The organism is Rhodoferax sp. (assembly GCF_028688795.1).
In the GTDB taxonomy this organism is placed as follows: domain Bacteria; phylum Pseudomonadota; class Gammaproteobacteria; order Burkholderiales; family Burkholderiaceae_C; genus Rhodoferax.
Genome location: NZ_JAQTXM010000053.1, coordinates 1 through 12,030, shown reverse-complemented (window position 1 = coordinate 12,030; position 12,030 = coordinate 1). Strand labels below are relative to the sequence as shown.

General features: G+C 53.0%; 7 protein-coding genes and 1 pseudogene. 1 reads left to right on the top strand and 7 read right to left on the bottom strand.

Annotation, left to right across the window (positions count from 1 at the left end; all coding sequences use genetic code 11):
• Nucleotides 1-451: 451 nt before the first annotated feature.
• Nucleotides 452-2,656, bottom strand: a complete 2,205-nt coding sequence (locus tag PHQ58_RS22045; RefSeq protein WP_300115735.1) for a diguanylate cyclase — start codon at nucleotides 2,654-2,656, stop codon at nucleotides 452-454.
• Nucleotides 2,653-3,594: an ABC transporter substrate-binding protein gene (locus PHQ58_RS22040; protein ID WP_300115733.1), complete on the bottom strand. Its 942-nt coding sequence runs from the start codon at nucleotides 3,592-3,594 to the stop codon at nucleotides 2,653-2,655. Before PHQ58_RS22040 ends, PHQ58_RS22045 begins: the two co-directional genes overlap by 4 nt.
• Before the next feature lie 709 nt (nucleotides 3,595-4,303).
• Between PHQ58_RS22040 and PHQ58_RS22035 the strand changes: the two are divergent.
• Nucleotides 4,304-4,498: pseudogene (locus PHQ58_RS22035) on the top strand (diaminopimelate decarboxylase); the annotation flags it as partial.
• A 100-nt stretch (nucleotides 4,499-4,598) separates the two neighbouring features.
• Here PHQ58_RS22035 and PHQ58_RS22030 read toward each other — a convergent pair.
• The 5 genes from PHQ58_RS22030 to PHQ58_RS22010 all read right to left on the bottom strand — a co-directional run bounded on the left by PHQ58_RS22030 (nucleotide 4,599) and on the right by PHQ58_RS22010 (nucleotide 11,380).
• Nucleotides 4,599-6,605: a cytochrome C gene (locus PHQ58_RS22030; protein ID WP_300115731.1), complete on the bottom strand. Its 2,007-nt coding sequence runs from the start codon at nucleotides 6,603-6,605 to the stop codon at nucleotides 4,599-4,601.
• Between the two features lie 137 nt (nucleotides 6,606-6,742).
• A complete protein-coding gene (locus tag PHQ58_RS22025) occupies nucleotides 6,743-8,056 on the bottom strand; it encodes an ethylbenzene dehydrogenase-related protein (protein WP_300115729.1) in 1,314 nt (437 codons plus the stop codon).
• 21 nt (nucleotides 8,057-8,077) lie between these two features.
• A complete protein-coding gene (locus tag PHQ58_RS22020) occupies nucleotides 8,078-8,422 on the bottom strand; it encodes a c-type cytochrome (RefSeq protein WP_300115727.1) in 345 nt (114 codons plus the stop codon).
• A gap of 202 nt (nucleotides 8,423-8,624) precedes the next feature.
• A complete protein-coding gene (locus PHQ58_RS22015; protein WP_300115725.1) occupies nucleotides 8,625-10,001 on the bottom strand; it encodes a sigma-54 dependent transcriptional regulator in 1,377 nt (458 codons plus the stop codon).
• Nucleotides 9,998-11,380 carry a sensor histidine kinase gene (locus PHQ58_RS22010; protein WP_300115722.1) on the bottom strand — a complete coding sequence of 461 codons (1,383 nt, stop codon included), beginning with the start codon at nucleotides 11,378-11,380 and terminating at the stop codon, nucleotides 9,998-10,000. Before PHQ58_RS22010 ends, PHQ58_RS22015 begins: the two co-directional genes overlap by 4 nt.
• Nucleotides 11,381-12,030 lie beyond the last annotated feature (650 nt).

Genomic DNA, 12,030 nt, shown 5'->3' with positions numbered 1-12,030 from the left:
CAGCCAGAAATGGACGATGCCGATTCGGGATTGGAAGGCCGCACTGAATCGATTTACCATCCAGTTTGACGAGCGCATGCCGCGCGTCTAACTCAACCGCCGTTTACACAAAATCCGGGACACCCTCAAAGCAGCGCCTACTCAAGGCTGCATAACCCTCTACTTCTGGCGCCAGTGGAAAAAGGGGGGATTACCAAGGCTGCATAACCCTCTACTTCTGGCGCCAGTGGAAAAAGGGGGGATTACCAACTGAGGACGCCATTTTTCTCAGCCGACGGACTCTTGAGCAGCGTTACCTGACTGTCGCAGCGATCTAGGAATTTCTGTTGTATTCTCCAAAGCGGTCATTGCCGCTGCTGGCTAACTTCACGTTATTTAGCAAAAAGTGATCCGAAATTCCGACTTGGACCCAATCAGCGTCGCGTATGTGATGCGTCGAGCAGCAATCGACTTAAGAGTGCGATTGACTTTCGCCGCTACACATCAATTGGTCACGCCCGGCACGTTTAGCATCATATAGCGCAACGTCAGCGGCCTTCAGTAGTGACTCTTTATTGTCGCCATGGTCCGGGTAAAGCGCCAAACCGATCGAAACGGTAACCGGGGGCAACACCAGCGAGCCGACTCTCACTTTCATCTCACACAAATCTCGACGCAGACGGTTACCCCACTCCCGTGCAGCTGCCTCGCCCGTATCTGTTAACAAGACCGTAAATTCTTCCCCACCGAAACGACAGGCGGTATCGCCCAATCGGCAATTCTCGCGTAAGGCCAAGCCGAGGCTTCGCAAAACGGCATCGCCCGCTTCATGGCCGTGCGTGTCATTGAAAACCTTGAAATGATCCACGTCCAACATGAGAATGGCTAGCGAACGCTTTTCCCGCGATGAGCGTGCAATTTCGCGCGGTAGCGCTGTTTCAAGATAGCGTCGATTGTGCAGACCTGTCAGCTTATCGTGAATTGAAGCCTCGAGTAGCGCTGCACTGAGACGCAAATTGGCGACCGCCATCGCCAACAACGCGCCCACACTTGCTGCCAGTTCGGTTTGCTCGCGGTTATCTCCAGCAGCACCAAGGTCAGAGAGATGTGCATATTCCAAATGAAGTAGACCAATAGTCTCAGTACGGGCAATCATCGGTACGCATATGCTGACCATAGGAAGCGGCGGCGTAACATGGTCACACAAACTAGTGGCACCAGTTTCGTCAACGCAATGTGGTTTACCTCGGCGCAATCCCCAGCAGTCTTCATTGACAAACTCCGGCCTAATGATGTGATCGTCAGTGACGCCCCATACGGCTAATGCATTCATGGCCGTTTTATTATCTGCACTCAGGTAGATTGCACCATGTGACTCTGGAAATAGTTGCGGTAGATAGTGATCTACGATGCTCCCAACTTCATCAATGCAAAGGCAGGACTGCAATAGTTCGCTAAGCTCATTTCGCAATGTGATTTCGCGGTTTTGTTTTCTCGAATGCGCCAGGCTGCTTTCCACTTGGGTAGCATTAAGTTTGAGCGAAGCCGCCAGGGTTGCAAGATTTTCCGCAGCTTTCTCTTTTTCAAGCACCATATCCTCGACTTTTTGCGACATGGAATTGAATGCCAGTGCCAGCTCTGCAAACTCATCTGTCTCATCATCCACTGCAATACGGGCTGCAAAATTCCCCTTGCTCATAGCATGTGTCCCGTCTACCACTAGATTAATTCGCTTGGCAACGCGCCGCCCCATGAGCAAACTTATTAGCAAGATCAACGCCACAATGGCTATCATGGGCGCAACGGTTTGAACGAGTGACTGGCGTGCTTTTTGCGTCACGATGTCCAACGGCGCGATCACCACGACTCGCCATGCGCCTGCCTCCTGCCCTCCAATAGCCGGAAGCGATGCAATTGCCACAACGTCCTTGCCGTGCTTATCCTCAAGCACATAGGTTTTTTCCTGAGATGAATCCGACTTCATGCTGACGCCTAACCGGGGCAACCATTGATGCGTATCGTGCATGTCAGACCCGTCGCTGCTGGCGAAGATCTCACCGTGACTGTTCAACAACGCGGCCACCGTTTCCCCTGGCGCTCGCAATTGTGCATCGCGCAGCACAACCTGAATGGGGTCTGTCAACAAAGAGGTGATCAGCACCCCGACCGCTTCACCCCGCGCGTTGTCGACCCTGAGCATGAAGGCTAACGAGCGCGCCGCGGCATCATCGGCTTTGGTTTCCGAAAGCGTGAATTTTCCGGCTGATTGACGAATTGTTTGAGAAAATGATTCACGCAATTGTGGATACAAATTTTCAATGGTTTGTCCGTTGTGGCGACTGTTGGATGATCCAAACACAACACCATTGGGTTTAACCCAAAACGCCTCTTTGAAATAGGGATAACTGTAGGTGAATTGGGACAACTTCGTCGAAGTTACCTGGTTAGTTAAACCGTCGGTCCAATCGGTAGCCGCTAACGCTCGCGAATCTCTCGTTGCATTGAGCAACACATTGCTTATCTGAATTGCCGACGATGCAGCCAAATCGTTAAGGTGACTTCTTCCTTCTGTGACTGAAGCCTGATAAAAAGTGCTCGAGTACACGCCGATGAACACAGAAAGTGGCACTACACCCACGCCAAGAAGTACCCACCGTATTTTTTGCTGAATCTTCATTGAGTCATCGAAGCAGGAAAATCGTTGCGGGTCAACTCGTGTATGAAGCTTGAGTCCAGCAGCTTAGGTGACTCAATTTGATTGTTAACCAGTCCGGCTTGAATTTGAAAGTCGTTCATACGACGCGCGCTGCCGTGCAAGGAGTCGAAGCCTCCAGCATAAGAAAATGCGGCGCGATTTTCATTTGGGTTGAGACTTTTGTCGAGTTGTGCAAAAGCACGCACCTCAGCTACAGTCGTGCGATTGACCTCAGCCACAATGGCATAAGCCTCATTCGGCTCTTTGTGAATATATTCTTCGGTGCGTTTCCAGACCTGCATGAGTTTGTGAATTTCGCTGGAATGTTGACGCAAAAAGTCTCCGCGCGATGCATAAATGGTCCATGAAATCCCAGGGATTTGTGATGAATCGAATAGCTTTTTTCCACCTGTTTTAGCCAACGCGTCTCCGACGAAGGGTTCCCAAGTAAAGATTGCATCCACTCGGCCACTTCTTAGCTCATCTGCGCCCTTCTCAGCAGACATCTCAACTATTTGGACCGCATCGGGTTTTAGATCGTTGCGGCCAAGCAGCACTGCCCACATGTACTCAAGATAGGTTCCTTTGGGGAGCCCAATTTTCTTGCCTGCAAGATCACGCACTGTGCCGATGCCAGGTCGAACCACCAGTGCATCGGCACCACTCGAATAGTCACTGGCTAGGAACCCGACGACATCGTTGCCACGAGCCTGGTAAAGCGTCAAGTCGTACAACGTGAAAGCAACAATATCAAGTTCACCTTTGACGACTTGGTCAAACGATGCAAAATAGTCTGCATTGGTGTCGACCATTTCAACATTGAGCCCGGCCTCTTTGAACCAACCTTTTTGGTTGGCTATATCTGCCCAAAACTGCCCTGGCCAGTAAGAAGCTCCGATCCGAATAGGCGTAGCACTCATCGGTGCAACATCAGGCGTTGGCTTGCAACCCGTAACCAGAACAGTCAGGGAAACCAAAAGAAATAATAGTTTTCGCCGTAGCATCATTTTTCTCCAATATGGAGTGATTTCCGCGAGGTCGGGGTTGGAAAATTCAAGTTTACTCTTGATCCCTCACTTTCCCCTTTAAGCTTGTCTCTGATTTATCGACTGATCAACGTGAGCCTGTATTTGGAATTAACAACAGGATCCCGCCTGATGGTTGGCTTGCCAGCGCCAATATCAGGTCTCGGGCCGGTTATTTGATTGCCGATTGGTCCGCTTCCGCTGCTCTGTCGCCAGAAAACATGATTGTTGTCACTGCATGAAGCCTTCCGAGCGTCTGTCACCGGAGGCGAGCGACTGCTTCCAGCGAAACTAAAGGTCAGCTTACCAACTTTCCGATGGGCCTCATGCTGTCCTGGTGTATTTCCGCTTTGGGTCTACTACTGCCGGATGCCGGGGGCGTGAACGTTCGCCGGGGTGAACTTCAGTTCCAGACCCATTGCTGCCGGTCACGAGAGTCAGCTTTCTGATTGCCCAATTCATTGCCAGTCAACGGTCGTTCATGGCACTCGTCAACGTGCCCGAAGCGGTCAGACGTGAAAGTCAGGACTGGCCGTGTAGGGCAGCTTTCACGGCATGGAACTGATCTAAACCGATGGCACGCCGGTGCACGGTGCGCCGCAGCCCACTGTGCGCGTCGGGTGATGTTTTCACACAGGACGAGGTCGGGGTGGTGCGGCAGTGCAACTTGCCACCGGCACAGGTGGGTGATCTGCTGGTTTTACATGACACCGGAGCCGATGGCGCCTCGATGTCGTCCAACTACTACACCCGGCCGTTGATCCCTGAGGTGCTGATCGAAGCCGGGCAGCCGCGCCTTGCCGTTGCGCGGACCTATTCCAGGCTTGTTTTGAACAAATCCAGCCAATGCGCATCATGCGGTTTGCTACCCTCAACTCTACCAAGCGCGCCATGTGGGCTCAAAGACTCGTGAAAAAGCCGATGCCTACCAGGGTTAGCAGCGTCAAACCAATCAGGATCAAACTAAAACCCAGCACTTTCGACGCTGCCAGCTTGGCACTTGACGGCGCATCCACCAGACGGCTTTCCAGTTCGCCACTGTCGACCAGGCGTTGGTACTCAAGTGGATGTTCATGTTTGAACTCTTCCAGCGAGAACGTACCGGTAAACATGACAACTTCCAGTGGGAACTTGTCTGGACGGAAGTGATTGTTGAAGAAGTGCACGGTGAACAGGAACACCACCGCAAGGAAGGCCTCTTCACCATGGAAAATGGCTGCCACATTGAAGACCCAGCCCGGCAGGAACGCGCCAAACACATTGGGTAGCCACATCACCAAGCCGCTGACGCCAATGATGGTGACACCCCAGAACGGTGCCCAGTAATCAAATTTCTCCCAATACGTCCAGCGATCAAACTGTGGACGCGGGCCCTTGCCAAAGAACCACTTGAACATGCCCAGCATGTCTGCGGCATCTTTCAGGTTGGGGATCATCGAGTTGGGTCCGAAAAATTTGAAGTTTTTCCAGTCGCGCGCCACGATCCAGGCCATGTAGAACAAGTGCCAGAAGAACACCGCAGCAAAAATAACTGCGTTCACACGGTGAATGGTGCCAGCTATCTGCGGGCCACCCAGCGCGCTCATGATGGCCGATGCCCAAGGTGCATCAGGATAAAACAAGGGCATGCCGGTCAGAGTGAGCACCATCAGGCTCAACGCAAAGGTAATGTGTGCCAAACGCCAGATCGGACTGAAACGCTGAATATGTTTGCCCACCATGGCTGGCGGCAGCAGACCAACGACCTGGATGTGCTGCTGATTGAGGCGCAATTTGCGCTCTTTTCGCTCGCGGTAGAACCACAGAGCCGTATGCAGCCAGAAGAAGCCAAAAGTTCCCACCAGCAATTGCACCATGATCTGAAACGCGATCCATATCTCAGGATAACGCTCGAAATCCCCAGGGTGACCATGCGGCTGGAAGGTGGCAAAACCGTCAGGCGCATCGGCCAATTCCTTTTTGCCGTTATGGCAAGTGCGGCATGTTTTCATGCGGTTGTCCGCATGCACTTTGGATTTGGGGTCATCCGCCTTCAAGATGTCATGGCCACCGTGACAGTTGTAGCACTTGGCCGTGTAGGTATAACCCAGGGTGCTGATCTGACCGTGATAGGTTGATTTGTATGACGCAAAATTGGCCTCATGGCAACTTCCGCACTGCGCTGAAATGACCAGCTTGAAGGACTCACCTGACGTATTGCTCACCGAATGGGAGTTATGGCAGTCTGTGCAGACCGCTGATTTTTGGTTTTGCTTCTTGAAAGTCTCTTGCCCATGAATCGACTTCTTGTAGACCGAGAGCTGCCGGTCGTGACAGCTTTCACCGCAACTGTCCGGTACACCCAGGCGCCAGGCGGCTCGCTCGGGCGAATCAGCGGTTGGAATATTGAAGCTGTGTGTATCGTGGCAGTTGTCGCAAGAAGCATTGGGAACCGTGTTGTCATCTGCATTGGGGCGCGCGTGAAACGACTTCTTGTATGCCTCAATGTTGTTGGCGACCACACCCAAGCGTGGTTTTTCGGCGGCTTTTCCTTCTTGTTGCGCTCTGTCCCATAGCGCTTGATGGCATCCTGCGCAGTCCGCCTTGCCAGTTCCTGTGCTGCCTTTTTTATGGCCATTGGCGTTTGTTGCGTTGTCAGTGATCCCCGTATGGCAAGCCACGCATTGCATTTTTGCGTGAACACTCTGGGCAAAGGGTTCTGATGCGACACTTCTGAGTTCCCGCAGGCTACCGTCAGCGATTGGCACTTCCAACTTGCCTTTGTTGCCATCGTGGCAGGTGAGGCATGCCGCATTGTCCAGGACGGCGGCCACTGGCTCGCTGGTTGCAGCCAGTGCGGCTGAAGTCAGCGCCGCAGCAAGCAGCCACGCGGTAAACACACGGAGTGAAGTCAGGCGCAGTTGCATGATGTATTCCAGAAAAATTGGTGGTGACGATGTGTTGTCAACCATTCATTGGAAAGCTGGCCTCAAAGCCACTTCACAGCCCACAAAAAGCGAACCTGCACGCCCATACAGGTTCGCCAGTTCACAACTGTCAGCCCTTAAGGCAGCTTGACGGCATTGATATCGACTTTGGTACCTTTGCCCACACCAAAGCCCAGAGTTTTGTTGAACGAGACCTGATGGCCACGTGTGGTGATGTTGTCATCATGCATGCCAAAGCCGATGTTGTACACGCCACCAACCTTTAGGGTCTTGTCGTCATCATTGGTCAGTCCCAGCGGACGGATCATGACCACGGTCCACATGCCGTCTTTCCACTGTCCTATGCCACCGTTGTCACCCGTTGAACCTTTGACGTCAGACTTGCCAACGGTGTAATCGGGCAGCATGTCGCCTTCTTTCCAGCCTGCGTTCGGGTCAAAGGCAACGGCGTTGGTGTCGCGCAGCAGGAAATGGTCGCCCTTGCGCAGATCGAGTGCCCGGATCGACTTGTAGCCGACTTTTTTCTCATCCCACATGAACTTGGGTTGGTGGGTCTTGGCGTCTGCATTGCCGCTCCAGGGGTCTTTGCCCGCGTCGCTGTTACGGAACTCAAGCACGTAGCCATCATCGGTCATGCCCACAGGATTGCTTCGGTGCGCGCGCCACTGAATCAAATCGACAAACTTGCCCTCGGCTTTCAACTTGGCGATGTCTTCCATCGACTTGCCCGTCTTCCAGTCAGAGGGGTCAGTGCGAGAGTCCGGTAAATACTTGCGCACGTCGTTCTTCTTGATGGCCTTAAGCAATGCGTTTTCAGCCGCTTCTTCTTTGGTGAACTGTTTGGGGTTGTCACGTTGACCATCGTGACAGGTCAGCCAGCACCCTTGCTCAGCGTAACCGGCGACTTTTCCGTCATCAATCATGATGGACATGCGGTCTTCATAAATGCCGGGTTGGTTGCCGTCATGCACCACCTTGTCGAGTTTGGGGAAGCCCCAGACTTTCCATTCCTTGCCGTCAAAACGCAGGTACTGGTGTTCGTTGCCCGGATAGGGGTTGTCGGTCTTCCACTGGAATCGCAGGTAGGCGTTCTGGTCGTCATAGGCGGCTTGTACTTTCAGGTCTTTGTAGCCTGATTTGCCGGGGATCGGGGTCGGTTCCAGTCGGCCACCCTTGACGATTTTTTCGCCCATGCGTTTTTCAACGCCCTTGCTGTCATGGCAGGTCACGCAAGCGTCTCCTCGGGCGGTTTCTTTGCCCGCACCCTTGTGCTCGTCACTGCGAAGCCACTCGTAGGTGGATTGACCGGGGAAAAACAGTGCCACTGTGGTGGGTTTGATCTTGTCCCAGTTGATTTTTGCCGGGTCTGCTGCACTCACAGTGCCGACCCACAACACAGCAAGGCTAAGGGCTAATAACGTTTTTTTCATGATTTCTCCTAAGGTTTGACACTATCGTGAAAGGATCCAGTCCGCCAAATTTTTCAACTCTTTGGGGTCTTTGGTATCAATGACTTTGTGGGTTTCCTCTGTGCCGTCAGCAAGCTTGACTTTGAGGCCAGCGGTCATGTTCTTGATGGCCTTGTCCTGGCCGTCGGGTTTGCCTTTGTATTTGGCCGCAATTTTTTTGAAAGAAGGGCCTTTTTTTGTCTTGGCAAGCGCATGACAGTTGTAGCAGTCGTTTCTTTCGACGAGTTCTTCTGCCGCCGCCGCATTAACCGCCGCATGCGCTGGCAACAGGCTGGCCAGAGACATCACGGTGGCACCAAAAATCAGGGAGATTGAAACTTGTTTCACGTTGAGCCTTTCTTTAAAAACATGAGCAAGGATGCTTGGCAGGTTCCTTGGGTTCTCAAAGTCTTTGATCGCATAGGCCGTGCCAACTTGTTCCCATCAAGATTTCGCGAGAAACTGGCCATTTCCGGGTTTGGATGCGCCCATAACCAGCGATTGGCGTTTGAAGCGACGATTTTGTGTCATCACAAAATCGTGACAGTTGTCACGGCTTTATGACAACCCCTGCACGCTCCAGATGTCCGTAGATGTTTTGACGGGCCACCCCTGACAGGCGTGAAGCCTCAGACACATTGCCATCGGCGGCCTCAAGCAGGCCGGTGAAATACGCTCGCTCAAACTGCAGGCGCGCCTCGCGATAAGACAAAGTCTCATTAGAAGTGGCATCTGCATTCCCAGCAGTTTGCGGTTGGGTACAAATAATGCCAAGGTCTTCGCAACGAATAGGCTCACCGGCGTTGGTCACTACCGCACGCTCCAGCGTGTGTTTGAGTTCCCGCACGTTGCCCACCCAGGGTGCAGCCTCCAGGGCCGCAATGGCGCTGGCTTGCAAGGGACCAGCGGACTTGCCAAATTTGCGGTTGAAATGGTCAAGAAAGAACAACGCCAAGGGAAGAATGTCCACTCGCCGTTCGCGCAGCGGTGGCACGCGCAAACGAACCACATTGATGCGGTAGTACAGGTCAGAGCGAAAGCGCCCGGCGGCGACTTCTACATCAAGCGGCCGGTTGGTGGCACAAATCAACCGGAAATTAGACGGGCGCGAGACCGTGCTGCCCAATCGGACGTAGGTTCCCTCTTGCAAGACGCGTAGCAAGCTAACCTGCAGCTTGGGGCTCATGTCAGCGATTTCATCCAAAAAAATCGTGCCGTTATTGGCGTCCTCAAAATATCCCGCAGTGGTTTTGGCCGCCCCCGTGAACGAACCCTTTTCATAACCAAACAGTGCGGCTTCGATGAGCGACTCGGACAGCGCGCCGCAATTAAGCTCTTTGAGCGGCCCGCTCACACGCGTACTCAGCGAGTGCAGGGTCTTGGCCATTACTTCTTTACCGGTGCCACTTTCGCCCTCGATCAGCACCGTGGTGTCCAGCGGGGCTGCCTGACGCAGTTGAATCAGCAGTTTTTCCATCGCTGCCGACTGGCTAATGATGATCGGATCGCCTGTTCGCGAGGTCAGCATTTGGCGCAAATCAGCAATTTCTCGGTAAGCCCGGTCCATTTCAAGCGCTTTTTCAATCACCGCTTCCAACTCTTCCAGATTCTCGAAAGGCTTGGTGAGATAGTCAAACAGGCCGTCGCGCACGGCACGCATGGCGTCCTGAACCTGGGCATGGCCGGTAATCATCAGAGCGGTCTGACGCGGTCTGAGCCTGCGCATATCAGCAAACAGGTCCAGTCCATTGCCGTCTGGCAAACGCTGGTCAAGAATGGCCAGGTTAAAGTCGCCTGACTCAAACAACTTGCGTGCCTCGGCCACGTTGTTTGCGGCCACCAACTCGATCTTGCTGCCACGAAACAAGTTTTCGAACAGCGCGCGGGTGAACGGGTCATCGTCAACAAGAAGTATTTTGGATGTCATGGTGTCGCTCCTGTGGGCAGCCAGATACTGAACCTGGCACCGCCCTCGGTTAAATTCTCCGCAATAACCACGCCACCGTGTTTGATCGCAATGTGCTGCGCCACGGGCAACCCCAAGCCGTTGCCATTGGATCGGGTGGTGAAAAATGGTTTGAACAATTTGGCGGCAACCTCTGGCCCAAATCCGTCACCAGCGTCAGTGACGCTGATCTGAATTCCGTTTACGCCGTCTCGGTTGCAGGTCGTCAGGGCAACATGCACCGGTTTGTCAGGCGCTGCCAGGATGGCGTTGTGAATCAAGTTGAACAGGGCCTGGCGAATCAGCACAGGGTCGACGGTCAGCGCAGTCTTTGGTTGAGAGGTCGAAAAATCTACCCGATGCTTCAAGTCCACGCTTTGCTGGCAAAAAGTGATGGTGTCATGAATCAGATCCTGAATGTCGGTGGGTGCCAGCTCGGAGCGCGAGATCTGATTGATGCGCAAAATGCGTTGCACGATGTCGCGGCACTCAGTGCCCGCTTTACGCACTTGTGCCAGCAATTCCAGGACACGTTGTGGATCGTGTACCTGGCGCTCGGCCAGCTGTGCCATGTTGATGACCCCCACCAGCGGATTGTTCAGTTGGTGGGCAATTTCGCCCACCAGTTCACCCATGGCCGACATCTTTTCAATTTGGACGATACGTTCATGCTCCAGCGTCAGTTTGCTGAACTTGGATTCCGCTGTTTTTTGACGGTCATAAACCAAACTGAAGACTTTGTACAGGGCAAGAAACAGAATAAAGCCCGCACCACCAATAACCTCCCACAAAAGATACATGTCTTTCTGAATGGTCTGGTTCAGGTCTTTGGGATCCCGATACAACGAAAGCACACCCATCGCATCCATTCGTGTGGTGCCGATTTCATGCAGATAAATCGGCACATAGCATTCAATCGTGCCAATGATGGGCTGTCCATGCTCTGCAATTCCGCTGATGTTTCTGGAAGGATTAAATAGAGCTTGCATCTCGCCACGCATTGCTGCCGCAAGCCGCTCGGGATGTGCCGTGCGTTTGGTGCCCACCAAGGTCGGGTCGTCAGACCAGACGATGATGTTGTCGCGGTTAAAAACCTTGATGCGGGCCGTGCCGTGCAGCCGTTTTAATGTTCCAAAGCTGCTGTCGAAATGTTGCCTGGCCTGACCGCTGGAGTAGTCCTGGAAATCCGAGAGCAAAACGCCGTGCTCCAATGACAGCGCGTTGACCAGGTCGCGCACGACAACGGCTTCACGGTCAATGATGGATTGACGGAAAAATGGGGCCTGAATCAGGCCGGTGCACACCACCATGATGATGATCATCATCAGGCTCACCATGGCAAACATTCTTGGAGGGGTCATTGTTTTGAACATGGCAACCTGAGCAGGCAAAGTGGCAATTAGGTCATTTTAAAAAATTTGGTTCAAGCGCCGTCGATAAATAAGTGCTGGAAGCTATATTTAGCATAGCGTTTCATACCCTGCAAGTGCAAGTGCAAGCGCAAGCGCAGCTGCAAGCTGGTGACAGTGACCAAAGTAAAACGCAACTGCATGAGGGCGACCGAGTTTTGGACGGAAGTATGGAACATAAATCGTGAGCCAACGAACAAGAATGGCATAGAAGGCGCTGTCGAGCAGGGCGAGTAGGCCGTTTGCCACGAAGCTCTTGTGACCAAGGCTCGACGGTGTAGATGCGGCCGTTGTGCAATGAAGGTCACCTCGAACTGTTGACAGGCAGCTTTGTGCGCTACGCTGATGACGGCAATGTCTATGTGGGCAGTATGAAGGCGGGCTAACAGGGAAAATGTGGACGTCGATTAAATTGATAAAAATTTGGGATGCTCCACTTCTCCATACCTGCCGCTCGCGACTGACAGCAACTGGTCTTGAATTCAACCGGTCGATGCAACACACTAGAAACTGCGCAAGCAGAAGGAGTGTTAAAAATGAAGCAAAGACCACGGATCTATTACACGCAGACTCAGAAAGCTTTGATGTGGGAGCGTTGGAAG